Source organism: Pseudomonas sp. B21-054, assembly GCF_026016345.1.
Taxonomy (GTDB): Bacteria; Pseudomonadota; Gammaproteobacteria; order Pseudomonadales; family Pseudomonadaceae; genus Aquipseudomonas.
In genome coordinates this window covers 6,305,109-6,321,082 of the sequence record NZ_CP087204.1, presented here as the reverse complement: position 1 = coordinate 6,321,082, position 15,974 = coordinate 6,305,109, and the positions used below count along the sequence as shown (strand labels likewise).

Annotated in this window: 16 protein-coding genes; 11 read left to right on the top strand and 5 right to left on the bottom strand. The window is 60.9% G+C overall.

Annotated features, from left to right (window positions below; translation table 11 throughout):
- The first annotated feature begins 1 nt into the window (after position 1).
- From LOY70_RS27550 to fdhA, 6 genes are all read left to right on the top strand, one after another.
- A complete protein-coding gene (locus LOY70_RS27550) occupies positions 2-1,252 on the top strand; it encodes a sarcosine oxidase subunit beta (protein WP_003177603.1) in 1,251 nt (416 codons plus the stop codon).
- Positions 1,253-1,266: 14 nt separating this feature from the next.
- Complete coding sequence (locus LOY70_RS27545) at positions 1,267-1,596, top strand: sarcosine oxidase subunit delta (protein WP_014340581.1); 330 nt, start codon at positions 1,267-1,269, stop codon at positions 1,594-1,596.
- Positions 1,593-4,610 carry a sarcosine oxidase subunit alpha gene (locus LOY70_RS27540; protein ID WP_265031648.1) on the top strand — a complete coding sequence of 1,006 codons (3,018 nt, stop codon included), beginning with the start codon at positions 1,593-1,595 and terminating at the stop codon, positions 4,608-4,610. The genes LOY70_RS27545 and LOY70_RS27540 overlap by 4 nt, the downstream gene beginning before the upstream one ends.
- Positions 4,611-4,804: 194 nt before the next feature.
- A complete protein-coding gene (locus tag LOY70_RS27535; protein ID WP_265031646.1) occupies positions 4,805-5,437 on the top strand; it encodes a sarcosine oxidase subunit gamma in 633 nt (210 codons plus the stop codon).
- A gap of 221 nt (positions 5,438-5,658) precedes the next feature.
- Positions 5,659-6,516: a formyltetrahydrofolate deformylase gene (gene purU, locus LOY70_RS27530; RefSeq protein WP_025215861.1), complete on the top strand. Its 858-nt coding sequence runs from the start codon at positions 5,659-5,661 to the stop codon at positions 6,514-6,516.
- A gap of 166 nt (positions 6,517-6,682) precedes the next feature.
- On the top strand, positions 6,683-7,882 hold the full coding sequence (gene fdhA, locus LOY70_RS27525; protein WP_072405820.1) for a formaldehyde dehydrogenase, glutathione-independent: 1,200 nt from the start codon (positions 6,683-6,685) through the stop codon (positions 7,880-7,882).
- 99 nt (positions 7,883-7,981) lie between these two features.
- Here fdhA and LOY70_RS27520 read toward each other — a convergent pair whose 3' ends face one another.
- From LOY70_RS27520 to LOY70_RS27505, 4 genes are all read right to left on the bottom strand, one after another.
- Positions 7,982-8,311, bottom strand: a complete 330-nt coding sequence (locus LOY70_RS27520) for a hypothetical protein (RefSeq protein WP_265031642.1) — start codon at positions 8,309-8,311, stop codon at positions 7,982-7,984.
- A gap of 145 nt (positions 8,312-8,456) precedes the next feature.
- A complete protein-coding gene (locus LOY70_RS27515; protein ID WP_265031640.1) occupies positions 8,457-8,669 on the bottom strand; it encodes a cold-shock protein in 213 nt (70 codons plus the stop codon).
- Positions 8,670-9,046: 377 nt separating this feature from the next.
- Positions 9,047-9,622 (bottom strand): hypothetical protein, encoded by a 576-nt coding sequence (locus LOY70_RS27510; RefSeq protein ID WP_265031638.1) that lies wholly within the window; start codon positions 9,620-9,622, stop codon positions 9,047-9,049.
- Between the two features lie 106 nt (positions 9,623-9,728).
- Entirely contained in the window at positions 9,729-10,136 is a 408-nt protein-coding gene (locus LOY70_RS27505) for a DUF3757 domain-containing protein (protein WP_265031636.1), read from the bottom strand.
- Positions 10,137-10,442: 306 nt separating this feature from the next.
- Between LOY70_RS27505 and LOY70_RS27500 the strand changes: the two genes are divergently transcribed.
- Positions 10,443-11,021, top strand: a complete 579-nt coding sequence (locus LOY70_RS27500; RefSeq protein ID WP_123343758.1) for a DUF2780 domain-containing protein — start codon at positions 10,443-10,445, stop codon at positions 11,019-11,021.
- Here LOY70_RS27500 and LOY70_RS27495 read toward each other — a convergent pair whose 3' ends face one another.
- Positions 11,022-11,909, bottom strand: coding sequence for an acyltransferase (locus LOY70_RS27495; RefSeq protein ID WP_265031634.1), 888 nt, complete (start codon positions 11,907-11,909; stop codon positions 11,022-11,024).
- 208 nt (positions 11,910-12,117) lie between these two features.
- Here LOY70_RS27495 and LOY70_RS27490 point away from each other — a divergent pair, with 208 nt between their 5' ends.
- The 4 genes from LOY70_RS27490 (at position 12,118) to LOY70_RS27475 (ending at position 15,932) form a co-directional block, all read left to right on the top strand.
- Positions 12,118-12,624, top strand: coding sequence for an ATP-dependent zinc protease (locus LOY70_RS27490; protein WP_265031632.1), 507 nt, complete (start codon positions 12,118-12,120; stop codon positions 12,622-12,624).
- Positions 12,625-12,693: 69 nt separating this feature from the next.
- Positions 12,694-13,374 carry a two-component system response regulator CreB gene (creB, locus tag LOY70_RS27485; RefSeq protein ID WP_265031630.1) on the top strand — a complete coding sequence of 227 codons (681 nt, stop codon included), beginning with the start codon at positions 12,694-12,696 and terminating at the stop codon, positions 13,372-13,374.
- Positions 13,374-14,792 (top strand): two-component system sensor histidine kinase CreC, encoded by a 1,419-nt coding sequence (creC, locus tag LOY70_RS27480; protein ID WP_265031628.1) that lies wholly within the window; start codon positions 13,374-13,376, stop codon positions 14,790-14,792. Before creB ends, creC begins: the two co-directional genes overlap by 1 nt.
- Positions 14,793-14,957: 165 nt before the next feature.
- Entirely contained in the window at positions 14,958-15,932 is a 975-nt protein-coding gene (locus tag LOY70_RS27475) for an alpha/beta hydrolase (protein WP_265031626.1), read from the top strand.
- Positions 15,933-15,974 lie beyond the last annotated feature (42 nt).

Sequence of the window (15,974 nt, the reverse complement as noted above, 5' to 3'; positions counted from 1 at the left end):
TATGCAACGCTATTCGGGCTTCGGCCTCTTCAAACACTCACTCAGCCATCACGAAAACTGGCAGCGGATGTGGCGTACGCCGACCCCGAAAAAAGTCTACGACGTGGTCATCGTCGGCGGCGGCGGGCATGGTCTGGCGACCGCCTATTACCTGGCCAAGGAACACGGCATCACCAACGTGGCCGTGGTCGAGAAAGGCTGGCTGGGCGGCGGTAACACCGCGCGCAACACCACCATCGTGCGCTCCAACTACCTGTGGGACGAATCGGCCCACCTGTACGAACACGCGATGAAACTCTGGGAAGGCCTGTCCCAGGACCTGAACTACAACGTGATGTTCTCCCAGCGTGGCGTCTACAACCTGTGCCACACCCTGCAGGACATCCGTGATTCCGAGCGCCGGGTCAGCGCCAACCGCCTCAACGGCGTGGACGGCGAACTGCTCAACGCCAAGCAAGTGGCCGACGAGATCCCGTACCTGGATTGCTCGAAAAACACCCGCTACCCGGTGATGGGCGCCACCGTCCAGCGTCGCGGCGGCGTGGCCCGTCACGATGCCGTGGCCTGGGGCTTTGCCCGGGCGGCGGACGCGTTGGGCGTGGACCTGATCCAGCAGACCGAAGTGATCGGTTTCCGTAAGGAAAACGGCGTGTGCATCGGTGTGGAAACCAACAAGGGCTTCATCGGCGCCAAGCGCGTCGGCGTGGTGACCGCCGGTAACTCCGGGCACATGGCCAAACTCGCGGGCTTCCGCCTGCCGATCGAATCCCACCCGCTGCAAGCGCTGGTGTCCGAGCCGATCAAGCCGATTATCGACAGCGTGATCATGTCCAACGCCGTGCACGGCTACATCAGCCAGTCCGACAAGGGTGACCTGGTGATCGGTGCCGGTATCGACGGCTACAACGGCTACGGCCAGCGCGGCTCGTACCCGGTGATCGAACACACGGTCCAGGCCATCGTCGAGATGTTCCCGGTGCTTTCGCGAGTGCGCATGAACCGCCAGTGGGGCGGCATCGTCGACACCACGCCGGACGCCTGCCCGATCATCTCCAAGACCCCGGTGCCGAACATGTTCTTCAACTGCGGTTGGGGCACCGGCGGCTTCAAGGCCACCCCGGGCTCGGGCAACGTCTTCGCTGCAAGCCTGGCCAAGGGTGAAATGCACCCACTGGCCGCGCCGTTTTCCATCGACCGTTTCCACAACGGCGCACTGATCGACGAACACGGCGCTGCCGCCGTCGCCCACTAACAGGAGAAATCCCTATGTTGCATATCTTCTGTCCTCACTGCGGCGAACTGCGCTCCGAAGAGGAATTCCATGCATCCGGCCAGGCGCATATCCCGCGTCCGCTGGATCCGAACGCCTGCACCGACGAGGAGTGGGGCGACTACATGTTCTTCCGTGACAACCCACGCGGGTTGCACCATGAACTGTGGGACCACGTCGCCGGTTGCCGTCAGTACTTCAACGTGACCCGTGACACCGTGACCTACGAGATTCTCGAAACCTACAAGATCGGCCAAAAGCCGCAGTTCACCGACAAGGCTGACAGTCCGAAAGCGGCTGCACAGGCTCTGGGAGAGAAGGTATGAGCCAGATCAATCGCCTGTCCAACGGTGGACGGATCGACCGCAACAAAGTGCTGAGCTTCACCTTCAACGGCCAGACCTACAAAGGCTTTGAAGGCGATTCCCTGGCCGCTGCACTGCTGGCCAACGGCGTCGACATCATTGGCCGCAGCTTCAAGTATTCCCGCCCGCGCGGCATCTTTGCTGCCGGCGCTGAGGAGCCGAACGCGGTGCTGCAGATCGGTGCCACCGAAGCCACGCAGATCCCTAACGTGCGCGCCACGCAACAGGCGCTGTACCAAGGTTTGGTCGCCACCAGCACCAATGGCTGGCCGAATGTGAACAACGACATGATGGGCATTCTCGGCAAGGTCGGCGGCAAGCTGATGCCGCCGGGCTTCTACTACAAAACCTTCATGTACCCGCAATCGTTCTGGATGACCTACGAGAAGTACATCCGCAAGGCCGCAGGGCTAGGTCGCTCGCCGACCGAGAACGATCCGGACACCTACGACTACATGAACCGTCACTGCGACGTGCTGATCGTCGGCGCCGGCCCTGCCGGTTTGGCCGCCGCACTGGCCGCGGCCCGCAGCGGTGCGCGCGTCATTCTGGCCGATGAGCAGGAAGAGTTCGGCGGCAGCCTGCTCGATTCCCGCGAGAGCCTGGACGGCAAGCCGGCGACCGAATGGGTCGCGGCTGTGGTTGCTGAACTGCGCTCGATGCCCGAAGTGGTGTTGCTGCCTCGTGCCACGGTGAACGGTTACCACGACCATAACTTCCTGACCATCCACGAGCGCCTTACCGACCACCTCGGTGATCGTGCGCCGATTGGCCAGGTTCGCCAGCGTATCAACCGTGTCCGCGCCAAGCGCGTGGTGCTGGCGACCGGCGCCTGCGAGCGCCCGCTGGTCTACGGCAACAACGACGTGCCGGGCAACATGCTGGCCGGCGCTGTGTCGACCTACGTGCGTCGCTACGGCGTGGCACCGGGCAAGAAACTGGTGTTGAGCACCAACAACGACCACGCCTATCGCGTAGCCCTGGACTGGATCGACGCCAGCCTGCAAGTGGTGGCTATCGCCGATGCCCGCGCCAACCCTCGTGGTGCGCTGGTAGAAGAGGCGCGTGCCAAAGGTATTCGCATCCTCACCGGCAGCGCCGTGGTCGAGGCTCGTGGCAGCAAGCGTGTCACCGGGGCACGAGTCGCAGCGATCGACGTCCGCGCCCATAAAGTCACCAGTCCCGGCGAATGGCTGGACTGCGACCTGGTGGCCACTTCCGGCGGCTACAGCCCGGTGGTTCACCTGGCGTCGCACTTGGGCGGCAAGCCGATCTGGCGTGAAGACATCCTCGGTTTCGTACCGGGCGAAGCACCGCAGAAGCGTGTATGCGTGGGCGGCGTGAATGGCGTCTACAGCCTCGGCGACACCTTGGCCGATGGCTTCGAGGGCGGCGTGCGCGCGGCCAGTGAAGCCGGTTTCAAAGCGGTGGAGGGCGTGTTGCCCAAAGCCCTGAGCCGTCATGAAGAGCCGACCCTGGCGCTGTTCCAGGTGCCGCACGAAAAATCCACCGCACGGGCGCCGAAGCAATTCGTCGACCTGCAGAACGACGTGACTGCCGCTGCCATCGAACTCGCCACCCGCGAAGGCTTCGAGTCGGTGGAACACGTCAAGCGCTACACCGCACTGGGCTTCGGTACCGACCAGGGCAAACTGGGCAACGTCAACGGCTTGGCCATCGCGGCCCGCTCGCTGAACGTGAGCATCCCGCAGATGGGCACCACCATGTTCCGTCCGAACTACACGCCGGTGACTTTCGGCGCGGTGGCCGGCCGGCACTGTGGGCACATCTTCGAGCCGGTGCGTTTCACCGCGCTGCATGCCTGGCATGTGAAAAACGGTGCCGAGTTCGAAGACGTCGGCCAGTGGAAGCGCCCTTGGTACTTCCCGAAGAACGGCGAAGACATGCATGCCGCGGTCAAGCGCGAATGCAAGGCGGTGCGTGACAGCGTCGGCCTGCTCGACGCCTCGACCCTGGGCAAGATCGACATCCAGGGCCCGGATGCCCGCGAGTTCCTCAACCGCGTCTACACCAACGCCTGGACCAAGCTCGACGTGGGCAAGGCCCGCTACGGCCTGATGTGCAAGGAAGACGGCATGGTCTTCGACGACGGCGTAACGGCCTGTCTGGCGGACAACCACTTCCTGATGACCACCACCACTGGCGGCGCGGCGCGCGTGCTGCAATGGCTGGAGATCTATCACCAGACCGAATGGCCGGACCTGAAGGTGTACTTCACCTCGGTCACCGACCACTGGGCGACCATGACCCTGTCGGGCCCCAACAGCCGCAAGCTGCTGAGCGACGTCACCGACATCGACCTGGACAAGGACGCGTTCCCGTTCATGACCTGGAAGGAAGGCCTGGTGGGCGGCGTGCCGGCGCGGGTGTTCCGGATCTCGTTCACCGGTGAGCTGTCGTACGAAATCAACGTGCAGGCCGACTACGCCATGGGCGTGCTCGAGCAGATCGTCGAGGCGGGCAAGAAATACAACCTGACCCCGTACGGCACCGAGACCATGCACGTACTGCGGGCCGAGAAGGGCTTCATCATTGTCGGCCAGGACACCGACAGCTCGATGACCCCGGACGACCTGAACATGGGCTGGTGCGTAGGCCGGACCAAACCGTTCTCGTGGATCGGCTGGCGCGGCATGAATCGCGAAGACTGTGTGCGTGAGGACCGCAAGCAACTGGTGGGCCTCAAGCCGATCGACCCGAATGTCTGGCTGCCGGAAGGCGCGCAACTGGTGTTCAACACCAAGCAGGCGATCCCGATGACCATGGTCGGCCACGTGACCTCCAGCTACGCCCACAACTCCCTGGGTTATTCATTTGCCATGGGTGTGGTCAGGGGCGGTCTCAAGCGGATGGGCGAACGAGTGTTCGCGCCATTGGCCGACGGCAGCGTGATCGAGGCAGAGATTGTTTCTTCGGTGTTCTTCGATCCGAAGGGGGATCGGCAGAATATCTAAAGGGACTTTGGTTCTGTGGGTGGGCAGTTACACCGCGTCGCCTGATTCGCGAGCAAGCCCGCTCCCACAGGATCGAAGTCGCCAAAGGAATTTGAGCCAGGCATCAATCCAATGTGGGAGCGGGCTTGCTCGCGAAGGCGGCAGGACAGTCAACACAAATGCCGGAACAACAGAATTCAAGACAGGTGCTCCATATGACCGCAGTCAACGTGTACCAACAACGCCCAACCACCGGGGCCAAGGCCGAGTCGTCGCTGCACCATGCCGACCTCGCCAGCCTGGTGGGCAAGGGCCGCAAGAACGCCGGTGTGACCGTGCGCGAGAAAAAACTCCTGGGCCACCTGACCATCCGTGGCGACGGCCACGACCCGGCGTTCGCCGCCGGTGTGCACAAGGCCCTGGGCCTGGAATTGCCAGGCGCCCTGGCCGTCATCGTCAAGGGCGAAACCAGCCTGCAATGGCTCGGCCCGGACGAGTGGCTGCTGGTGGTGCCGAGCGGTGAAGAGTTCGCCGCCGAGAAAAAATTGCGCGAAGCCTTGGGCGACCTGCATATCCAGATCGTCAACGTCAGCGGTGGCCAGCAGCTCCTCGAGCTGTCCGGCCCGAACGTGCGCGACGTGCTGATGAAGTCCACCAGCTACGATGTACATCCCAGCAACTTCCCGGTGGGCAAGGCCGTGGGTACGGTGTTCGCCAAGTCGCAACTGGTGATCCGCCATACCGGCGAAGACACCTGGGAACTGGTGATCCGCCGCAGCTTCTCCGATTACTGGTGGCTGTGGTTGCAGGATGCGGCGGCTGAGTATGGGTTGAGCGTGCAGGCCTAAAAACACGGTCTAAAGCCGAACACTTTTGTGGCGAGGGGATTTAGCGAAACGTCGCACCGCCCCGCTGGGCTGCGCAGCAGCCCTCAACCAGCCACCTCGGTGTATCAGACCGATCGCATCAAGCTTTTGGGGCCGCTTCGCAGCCCAACGGGGATAAATCCCCTCGCCACAGGGTTCTGCGCTAGGCGAGGCTTTACCCATAACAAACAGGAGTCACCGCAATGAGTCGCGCCCCAGACACATGGATTCTCACCGCCGACTGCCCCAGCGTGCTCGGTACGGTGGACGCGGTGACCCGCTTTCTGTTCGAGCAGGGCTGCTACGTCACTGAGCACCATTCCTTCGACGACCGGCTCTCGGGGCGTTTTTTCATTCGCGTGGAATTTCGCCAACCGGATGGCTTTGACGAGCAAAACTTCCGCAGCGGCCTGGCCGAACGTGCCGAAGCCTTTGGCATGGTCTTCGAGCTGACCGCGCCCAACTACCGGCCCAAAGTCGTGATCATGGTGTCCAAGGCTGATCACTGCCTCAATGACTTGCTCTACCGCCAGCGCATCGGCCAGTTGTCCATGGACGTGGTGGCCGTGGTGTCCAACCACCCGGACCTCAAGCCGTTGGCCGACTGGCACCAGATTCCCTACTACCATTTTCCCCTGGACCCGAACGACAAGCCCTCCCAGGAGCGGCAGGTGTGGCAGGTGATCGAAGACACCGGCGCCGAGCTGGTGATTCTCGCCCGCTACATGCAGGTGCTGTCGCCGGAGTTGTGTCGCAAGCTCGACGGCAAGGCGATCAACATCCATCACTCCCTGCTGCCGGGTTTCAAGGGTGCCAAGCCGTATCATCAGGCCTACAACAAAGGCGTGAAACTGGTCGGCGCCACGGCGCACTACATCAACAACGACCTGGATGAAGGCCCGATCATCGCCCAGGGCGTGGAAGTGGTGGACCACAGCCACTATCCCGAGGACCTGATCGCCAAGGGCCGGGATATCGAAGGGCTCACCTTGGCCAGGGCCGTGGGGTATCACATTGAAAGAAGGGTGTTCTTGAACGCCAATCGCACGGTCGTTCTTTAGGCCGACATCGCGAGCAAGGGTTACGCGATCAAATTGTGGGAGCGAGCTTGCTCGCGATGAGGCCCTCCCAAACAGTAAAGAAACAAGACACAAGCACTACCCGAGCAATCAACGCGCTGCCTGCCTGGGCAACGCAGTTCCACAAAAACAACAGCGAGGTGAAAGCATGTCTGGTAATCGTGGTGTCGTGTATCTCGGCAACGGTAAGGTCGAAGTACAGAAAATCGACTATCCAAAAATGCAGGACCCGCGCGGCAGGAAGATTGAGCACGGTGTCATCCTGCGCGTGGTCTCCACCAACATCTGCGGCTCCGACCAGCACATGGTGCGCGGCCGTACCACGGCTCAGACCGGTCTGGTCCTGGGTCACGAAATCACCGGTGAAGTGATCGAAAAAGGCAGCGATGTCGAGAACCTGAAAATCGGTGATCTGGTGTCGGTGCCGTTCAACGTGGCTTGCGGGCGCTGCCGTTCCTGCAAAGAGCAACACACGGGCGTTTGCCTGAGCGTCAACCCGGCCCGTGCCGGCGGTGCCTACGGTTACGTGGACATGGGCGATTGGACCGGTGGCCAGGCCGAATACGTGCTGGTGCCGTACGCCGACTTCAACCTGCTGAAACTGCCGGACCGCGACAAGGCCATGGAGAAAATCCGCGACCTGACTTGCCTGTCCGACATCCTGCCGACCGGCTACCACGGCGCCGTTACCGCGGGCGTGGGTCCTGGCAGCACCGTGTACATCGCCGGTGCCGGTCCGGTTGGCCTGGCGGCTGCCGCTTCCGCTCGCCTGTTGGGCGCGGCGGTGGTGATCATCGGCGACGTCAACCCGGTCCGCCTGGCTCACGCCAAGGCCCAGGGTTTCGAAATTGCCGACCTGTCCACCGATACACCGTTGCACGAACAGATCGCTGCGCTGCTGGGCGAGCCTGAAGTCGACTGTGCTGTCGATGCCGTAGGCTTCGAAGCCCGCGGCCATGGCCATGACGGCGTCAAGCACGAAGCCCCGGCCACCGTGCTCAACTCGTTGATGGGTGTGGTCCGTGTCGCCGGCAAGATCGGCATCCCTGGCCTCTACGTCACCGAAGACCCGGGCGCAGTCGATGCCGCGGCGAAAATGGGCAGCCTGAGCATCCGCTTCGGCCTCGGCTGGGCCAAATCCCACAGCTTCCACACCGGCCAAACCCCGGTCATGAAGTACAACCGCCAGCTGATGCAGGCGATCATGTGGGACCGCATCAACATCGCGGAAATCGTCGGCGTACAGGTGATCAGCCTGGATGATGCGCCGAAAGGCTATGGCGAGTTCGATGCGGGCGTGCCGAAGAAGTTTGTGATTGATCCGCATAAGTTGTTCAGTGCGGCGTAAGGCTGTAGGCAAGACGGAAAAAGGGCGACAGTGATGTCGCCCTTTTTTATTTGTCTTGGCTGGCTTCGTGCAAAAAAATGGGATGTACGCAATGAGTTATCAACTCCCTTTGGTGAGTGTCAGTGTTCGCTTCTTGGTGTTCCCATATTGGTCTATTGGTATCTCCACAGCATATACGCAGGTGTTTGGGGATGAGCTTTCCAGTGCTAAGCCATTCAGCAACAGGATATTGTCCCCATGGGCCTGCCCCGACCAGCCTGAACTGCTCACTTTATATTCGTAAGACCCTACCGGATCATTCGGCGAGGTATTGGGTAATGGAGTAGCTACTATCTCTTGTATAGAGGGACAACTTGCTGCGTACACAGTATGAACGGTGCCTAGAAGCCCAGCGATGGACAGCAGGCCAGCAAAAAAAATTGTGTTCATGATTTTCATTCCTTGCGAGGTTGGAGTTCTGATAGTCATTTGATCGGCAGGGCTGGACTACTGTCAGGATTGACAGTGGTCCAGACAGATAGGAAATAACTGGGCTATCTTTCATAACGCGATCATCGACTGGCAGGGCCGGTCATTATTCCGGCATCACTCTCGTAGCCTGCATACCTTTGGCGCCCTGCTCGATTTCAAAGGAGACGGTTTGTCTCCCTTTCAAGGTTTTATAGCCCTCCCCGGATATCGCCGAGTAGTGAACGAACAATTCCTCGCCGCTTTTGCCGCAACTAATGAAGCCATAGCCCTTTGCATCGTTAAACCATTTAACGGTTCCTTTGATTCGGTCGTTCATTTTTATTGTCCTGCTTGCCCGAATGAATAAAGGCCTGGTTGCCCATGACCTTGTTTTCGTTGACACAGCGGGAGCTTAGGGGCGGCGAAAATCGTTGCCTACTGTCAGAGTTGACAGTAGGCAATACCGAGAGGAAATAACCGATTGCAGATGATATTCAGATGGCGGTCATGAGGCGGTCATGCCATGGCTTGCGCTTGCAATCGTCGGCCGATCACGTCCAGCCGGCCTGATCGTTCCCACGCTCTGCGTGGGAATGCATCCCGTGACGCTCTGCGTCACCTTGCAGAAGCGGAACGCGGAGCGTCCCTGGCGGCATTCCCACGCGGGAGCGTGGGAACGATCAATCGTGGCGAGGGGCAAGCCTCCTCGCACGGTTATTGATGTGCAGTTGCGGCCCCGACCCGGTCGCAGAATTCAGGGTAGAAACCCCGGGCGCTAGGGCCTTGGCAATAGTCTTGCGCCTGGGCCAATGCAGCGCCGCTGAAATTCAGGTTGCGGGGCATGCTGGCAAAGGTGACGTAGCCACCCTGTTGCGTCTTGATGGCGTCGAAGCCCTGCATGTCGTAGATCAGTTCCACGTCATCGTCGGCCAGCAGTCGCGCCTTGACCGTCACTTGCGTGTATTGCTTGCCTCCTGGCGCGCCATTGAGCGCCGCCAGGCCGTGGCCGACCACGCGCAGCATCTGCGGGACCCAGGGCTCGCACTCATCCGCGCAAGCGCCTGGACGGTAGAGCACCGTCAGCGCCTGCTGATCGCGGCGCACCTCGGTCAGGGCCGGGTCGGAGCGTTTGATGCGATGCTCGATGGTCAACCAGGTCTTCTGCGCTTCGCTGATGTCGTCGGCAAGCTCCGGATTCAGCGGGCCCCGCTGGCATTCGGTGACGCCAAAGGCTATGAGCATGCCCGTCAGGATGACCGCGAGGGTCGCTCCGCCAATTTTTACATTCATAGGCAAACTCTGCAGGAGGAAGCGGCACTGTACGGTAACCGCGCAGGCAATGGCAGGGCGTTTTAGAGGCGCAGCGGTGCGGCAACTGATCCGTGGTGATCAACCGTCAAAAGCTGACGCGAAAGTCATCGGCGTTGATCAACCTGCACGTTTTGATGTCCGGGCTTTCGCAGCGATTGTCCGCCCAGGGCAGTAGGGTCGGCTCTTGGACTTGGAGGTATTCCAGGGTCAGATTGATCGCACCGTACTTGCAAGTAATGGTTGCCCTCGTCGGCGCCTGGTTATGTGTATCAGGTTCATGAATGGCGAACTCGGCACCGTTGAATTTCAACAGGGCAGGGTTGGCCACTTCCACGAGGCTGTGGCTCTCCCATTCGTGATCATCCTGAACTTCTATCGTTCCAGTGTCCCTATGGATTTGCGTGACGGCAGGACAGGTTATATCCCCGGCATGGGCATGGCCGATGATCAGCAAGAGCATTCCTGCGCCGCCGACAGTCAGTATGTTTCGCATGTGTCAGCCTCCACTTTTCGTGTCGGCGACATGGTTGCGGCTATGCGCGGCGAGGACTACTGTCAAGGCTGACAGTTGATTATGTTGATTTGGAATTAGTTAAGCTTGATCTATCAGCGTTGGTGATAAAAAACTCAAGACTTCATGAAAAGCGGAAGTGACTGAAAATATTGAAAAGTTTTCATGCATGGAAAGCGAATCTGATGCAAATCCCAGAGCAGGAACAATCCTCGTTCAACCCAGTCCAACGCTCGATTTTGCGCCGCCCCTCACGGGCGGTTTTTCAGGGTTCAGAGGATGTTCGGAATGAAGGTTTCACGCGGTTTTGCCCTGTCTTGCCTGTTGACGCTGGCCGCCAGCCCGGCCTTCGCACAGTTCAGCCTCAGTGATGCGGCCAATGTAGTGTCGGCAATGCAAGGCAATCAGGCTGAACAGGGGGAGGGCGCCGTGGCTGCCGCACCGAAAGCCGCCGGGCTGCTTAACACACTGGGCTCGGAGCTCAAGATCACGCCAGAGCAGGCCATCGGCGGCGCCGGCGCAATGTTGGGATTGGCGAAGAACCAGCTCAGCGAGCCGCAGTTTTCCGAGTTGAGCAAAAGCGTGCCGGGCCTCGATCAGATCGCCGGTAACAGCGCCATCGGCGGGCTCAATGGCTTGGGCGGCTTGCTCGGTGGTGGATCGGATAAAAATGCCTTGCTCGACGGCTTGCTGGGTAACGTCAAGGATACCCGTGACCTGAACAACGCCTTCAGTGCGCTGGGCATGGACAGCGGCATGATTGGCCAGTTTGCCCCGGTGATCCTTCAATACCTCGGCCAACAGGGCGTGGCCAGTTCGCTGCTACAAAACCTCGGCGGTATCTGGGGCGCCGGCGCCGGTATCTGATCAGCCACGCTCGCTGCGCAAGGCCGCGATGCGCTGATCCTTTTCGCTCCAGAGCTGGTTGACCCAGTCCTGGACATGCTGGCGGAACAGCGGGTCGTTTTCGTAATCGCCCTGCCACAGCGCCGGGTCCAGCTCGCGAGTCTGGATGTCGACGATGACCCGGGGCACCGCGCCGCTGATCAAATCCCAGAACCCGGGAATCCGCTCTTGCGGGTACACCACCGTGACGTCCAGTACCGCGTCCAGTTGTTCACCCATCGCCGCCAGCACGAATGCCACGCCACCGGCCTTGGGCTTGAGCAGGTGGGTGAAGGGTGACTGCTGCTGTTGGCTTTTGGCGGCGGTGAAGCGCGTGCCTTCGAGGTAGTTCACCACGGTGACCGGTTGGCGCTTGAACAGCTCGCAGGCCTGGCGGGTGATCTCCAGGTCCTTGCCGGCCAGCTCCGGATTCTTGGCCAGGAAGGCCTTGGTGTAGCGCTTCATGAAGGGGTAGTCCAATGCCCACCAGGCCAGGCCGAGGAACGGCACCCAGATCAGTTCTTTCTTGAGGAAAAACTTGAAGAACGGCGTGCGCCGGTTGAGGGCCTGGACCAGGGCGGGGATGTCGACCCAGGATTGGTGATTGCTGATCACCAGGTAAGACGTATCGCCGCGCAGGTTGGCGCCACCGCGAATGTCCCAGCGGGTGGGGATGCATAGGGCGAAGATCAGTTTGTCGATTTCGGCCCAGGTTTCGGCGATCCACATCACCGCCCACGAGGCATAGTCGCGAAAGCGCCCGGGCAGGATCAGTTTGAGCAGGGCGAACACCATCAGGGGCCCGAACAGCACCAGGGTGTTGAGTAACAACAGCAGCGTGACGAAACAGCCGGTGAGCAGGCGGCGCATACATGACTCTTGCAAGCGGGTGGGCGGGCCATGATAAGCAGCTTCGGGCGACAGGCCAAATCGGCGTGGACGAATGTTTCACTTTGGCTTGTATAGGCTGTACTGCTCTTGTGACGGGGAAAGCTGGCTGCCTTGCCACCGGTACGATCAACCGAACGAATTCACCCGTCACGGTCTAAACCCCCATCCACACAGGAAGCCCTATTGCATGAAATCCTTTTTCGCCCTGCTTACCCTGGTGGCCCTTCCAGTGCTGGCTGCCGAGCCGACCCTGTACGGGCGCTACGAATACATCGCGCTGCCGGAAATCGGTGGCGAAGTGCTCAAGGCCAAGATGGACACCGGCGCACTGACCGCCTCGCTGTCGGCCAAGGACATCGAAACGTTCACCCGCGACGGCGACGACTGGGTGCGCTTCCGCCTGGCGACCAAAGGTGCGAGCAACAAGGTCTATGAACACAAGATCGCGCGCATCAGCAAGATCAAGACCCGCTCCGAAGAGGATGAGGACGACGACGAAAAAATCGCGCCGACCAAGCGTCCGGTGGTGGATCTGGAGCTGTGCCTGGGTAACGTCAAGCGCACCGTGGAGGTCAATCTGACCGACCGCAGCAGTTTCAACTACCCGTTGCTGATCGGCGCCAAGGCCCTGCGCGAATTCGGCGCGGCAGTGAACCCGGCCCGTCGCTTTACGGCGGACAAGCCCGACTGCTGATTTCCCTGATTGACGTGCCCCAAGCCTTGGGGCACCGTTCCGGCAACTTTATTGCCGGGCTCGCAAGCCATGCCTCATATCCTGATTGTCGAAGACGAAGCCGCCATCGCCGACACGCTGGTGTTTGCCCTGCAGGGTGAGGGTTTCGACACCACTTGGCTGAGCCTCGGCGCCGCTGCCTTGGAACACCAGAAAAACACCCCGGCCGACCTGATCATCCTCGATGTAGGCCTGCCGGATATCAGCGGATTCGAGACTTGTAAAAATCTCAGACGTTTCAGCGACGTTCCGGTCATCTTTCTGACAGCCCGGGATGGCGAGATCGATCGGGTCGTGGGCCTGGAAATCGGCGCCGACGATTATGTGGTCAAACCCTTCAGCCCCCGCGAGGTAGCGGCCAGGGTCCGGGCGATCCTCAAGCGCGTGGCGCCGCGACCGACGGCGGACGTGGGCACTGCGTTGTTCCAAGTGGACAACGACCGGGTGCAGATCAACTATCGTGGGAAGCCGCTGAACCTCACGCGCCACGAATTTCGCCTGCTGAACTGTCTGTTGGAACAACCCGAACGGGTCTTCAGCCGCGAACAATTGCTCGACGCCCTGGGCGTGGCCAGTGATGCCGGCTATGAGCGCAGCATTGACAGCCATATCAAGAGCGTACGCGCCAAGTTGCGCCTGGTCCGGGCCGAGGCCGAACCGATCCAGACGCACCGGGGCCTGGGCTACAGCTACAGCCCGGGGCACAGCTGATGTCGCTGGGGATCCGGATTTTCCTGGTGTATGTGCTGTTTATCGGTTTGACCGGATATTTCGTGCTCAACACGGTCATGGAAGAAATCCGCCCTGGCGTGCGCCAGTCCACTGAAGAGACCCTGGTGGACACCGCCAACCTGATGGCCGAGATCCTGCGGGACGATTTCAAGGCCGGCACCCTCAACCAGAATCGTTGGCCGCAGCTTCTCAAGGCCTACGGCGAGCGCCAGCCGGCGGCGACGATCTGGGGCTTGCCGAAAAACCAGGTCAGCCATCGCATCTACGTCACGGATGCCAAAGGCATCGTGGTGCTCGATTCCAGTGGCGTGGCGGTGGGCCAGGATTATTCGCGCTGGAACGACGTATACCTGACCCTACGCGGCCACTACGGCGCCCGCTCGACCCGCAGCGTTGCCGATGATCCGACCTCTTCGGTGATGCACGTCGGCGCGCCGATCCGCGACAACGGCCGCATCATAGGTGTGGTGACCGTCGCCAAGCCCAACAGCTCGCTGCAGCCTTATATCGACCGCACGGAGCGACGGCTCCTGGCGTATGGCGCGGGGTTGGTCGTCCTCGGCCTGCTGTTGGGGGCTTTGCTGTCGTGGTGGCTCAGCGCAGCATTGCGCCGTTTGACGACCTACGCCCAGGCGGTCAGCCAGGGACGCCGGGTGGAAGTACCGCATTATCGCGGCGGCGAGTTCGAGCAACTGGCGGGCGCGGTGGAACACATGCGCACCCAACTCGAAGGCAAGGCCTACGTCGAGCGTTATGTGCACACCCTGACCCATGAACTCAAGAGTCCGCTGGCGGCGATTCGCGGCGCCGCCGAGCTGCTGCAAAGTGATATGCCTGCGGCCCAGCACCAGCGGTTTGTCAGCAACATCGACAGCGAAAGCGTGCGCATGCAGCAGTTGATCGAGCGCTTGCTCAATCTGGCCCAGGTCGAACAACGACAGGGGTTGGAGGACGTGGTCGCCGTGCCGTTGGTGGCTTTGCTGGATGAGTTGCTGGAAGCGCGCGGTGGCTGGATCGAAAGTCGTCAGCTAAAGGTCGAGCAACACATTGACGCCGACCTGACGCTAACAGGCGAGGCATTTCTGTTGCGCCAGGCCCTGGGTAATCTGCTGGAAAACGCCTTGGACTTTACCCCCGCCCATGGATTGCTGCGCATCAGTGCCGAGCGCGTCGGCAGCCACGTCGAGATCCGTCTGTTCAATCAGGCCGACCCGATTCCCGACTACGCCCTGCCGCGCCTGAGCGAGCGCTTCTACTCCCTGCCACGCCCTGACAGCGGTCGCAAGAGTACCGGCCTGGGGCTCAACTTTGTGGAGGAGGTGGTGCAGTTGCACGGGGGTGAATTCAGGATTGGCAATGTCGAGGGTGGGGTGGAGGTGGTGCTGCGGTTGCCTTGAAAGGAATTTGATTAATTTTGTTATTGGTTAATTTACATAATCATTTTTTAGGTTTAATTTCCGCTCAGCACCGACGAACAATAACTAGACGCACGCCCTGCCTTACGGCGAGATGGCTTTCGGTTCGTTGGTCCTATTCGTGGCTACACAACCGGGAGCATGAGCATGGTAAGCCTCTGGCAAAAATTGCAGGCCAAGTTGCTGCGCGCCTTCGCCAAGCGAATGAAGGCGAAGTTCACCTATGACGCCGCGCTGTTTCCGTTGCGCGCCGTGACCGAACAAATCATTACCACTCCCTGGGGGCCAGCGCGGGCGTTGTTCTACTGGCCCCATTCCCAAGCCTCGACGACGCTGCCGGTGTATTTGAATTTTCATGGCGGTGGCTTTGTCGCCGGGACACCCGAGCATGACGATAGCTATTGCCGTCGACTGGCCCACAACCTGAACTGCCTGGTGGTCAACCTGGACTATGCGCTGGCGCCAGAGCAGGTCTTTCCCGCAGCGCCGCGACAATGTTTTGCCGTGCTCGAGTGGTTGGCCGCCCAGGCCGAAGCGTTGGGCATCGATCCTCAGCGGATCGCTGTCGGTGGCCATAGCGCCGGCGGCAATCTGGCCACGGTGGTCGCAGGTCTGGCACGGGGGCATCGCACACTCAAAGTGGTGCATCAATTAATCGACTATGCGGCGCTGGACCTGGCCCAGGACCCGGCGCTGAAAACCTCCACCATTGCTCGTCCCTTGCTCGGCGTCGGCCTGATGCGGTTCTTCATGCGCTGCTACCTGAGCGATCCGGCACAGGCACTCGATCCGTTGGCGTCGCCCTTGCTGTCGCCGGTCGATTCGCTGGTGGGGATGCCCGCGGCCACGGTGATCACGGCGCAGTACGATATCTTGCGCGGCGAAGGCGAGGCCTACGCCGAGAAACTGCGTCAGGCCGGCGTGCCAGTGCGGCAGCGAATGTTTGAAGGTTGTGACCATATGTTCACCCATCTGGGTCCGGACGAGTCGGCCGAGGAGGCCTGGCAGCTGATGGAAGATTCCCTGCGCGAAGCTTTCCAGGGCGTAGACGAGGCAGAGGCCGGCGTTCGCGCGCAACACGACGAGGGCAGTCTCCACACAATCTCCACAATCGCTCCATAAGCCCAGCACACAGCCACCCCAGACTCTCCCTCATTCGAACAG

What these genes read in the sequence shown, in the direction of transcription:
- fdhA (WP_072405820.1), top strand. Translation starts at nt 6,683, where the DNA reads ATGTCTGGTAATCGTGGTGTCGTGTATCTCGGCAACGGTAAGGTCGAA.
- LOY70_RS27505 (WP_265031636.1), bottom strand. Translation starts at nt 10,136, where the DNA reads ATGCGAAACATACTGACTGTCGGCGGCGCAGGAATGCTCTTGCTGATC.
- LOY70_RS27510 (WP_265031638.1), bottom strand. Translation starts at nt 9,622, where the DNA reads ATGAATGTAAAAATTGGCGGAGCGACCCTCGCGGTCATCCTGACGGGC.
- LOY70_RS27515 (WP_265031640.1), bottom strand. Translation starts at nt 8,669, where the DNA reads ATGAACGACCGAATCAAAGGAACCGTTAAATGGTTTAACGATGCAAAG.
- creC (WP_265031628.1), top strand. Translation starts at nt 13,374, where the DNA reads ATGTCGCTGGGGATCCGGATTTTCCTGGTGTATGTGCTGTTTATCGGT.
- LOY70_RS27545 (WP_014340581.1), top strand. Translation starts at nt 1,267, where the DNA reads ATGTTGCATATCTTCTGTCCTCACTGCGGCGAACTGCGCTCCGAAGAG.
- LOY70_RS27490 (WP_265031632.1), top strand. Translation starts at nt 12,118, where the DNA reads ATGAAATCCTTTTTCGCCCTGCTTACCCTGGTGGCCCTTCCAGTGCTG.
- LOY70_RS27550 (WP_003177603.1), top strand. Translation starts at nt 2, where the DNA reads ATGCAACGCTATTCGGGCTTCGGCCTCTTCAAACACTCACTCAGCCAT.
- LOY70_RS27535 (WP_265031646.1), top strand. Translation starts at nt 4,805, where the DNA reads ATGACCGCAGTCAACGTGTACCAACAACGCCCAACCACCGGGGCCAAG.
- LOY70_RS27520 (WP_265031642.1), bottom strand. Translation starts at nt 8,311, where the DNA reads ATGAACACAATTTTTTTTGCTGGCCTGCTGTCCATCGCTGGGCTTCTA.
- LOY70_RS27540 (WP_265031648.1), top strand. Translation starts at nt 1,593, where the DNA reads ATGAGCCAGATCAATCGCCTGTCCAACGGTGGACGGATCGACCGCAAC.
- purU (WP_025215861.1), top strand. Translation starts at nt 5,659, where the DNA reads ATGAGTCGCGCCCCAGACACATGGATTCTCACCGCCGACTGCCCCAGC.
- LOY70_RS27475 (WP_265031626.1), top strand. Translation starts at nt 14,958, where the DNA reads ATGGTAAGCCTCTGGCAAAAATTGCAGGCCAAGTTGCTGCGCGCCTTC.
- creB (WP_265031630.1), top strand. Translation starts at nt 12,694, where the DNA reads ATGCCTCATATCCTGATTGTCGAAGACGAAGCCGCCATCGCCGACACG.
- LOY70_RS27495 (WP_265031634.1), bottom strand. Translation starts at nt 11,909, where the DNA reads ATGCGCCGCCTGCTCACCGGCTGTTTCGTCACGCTGCTGTTGTTACTC.
- LOY70_RS27500 (WP_123343758.1), top strand. Translation starts at nt 10,443, where the DNA reads ATGAAGGTTTCACGCGGTTTTGCCCTGTCTTGCCTGTTGACGCTGGCC.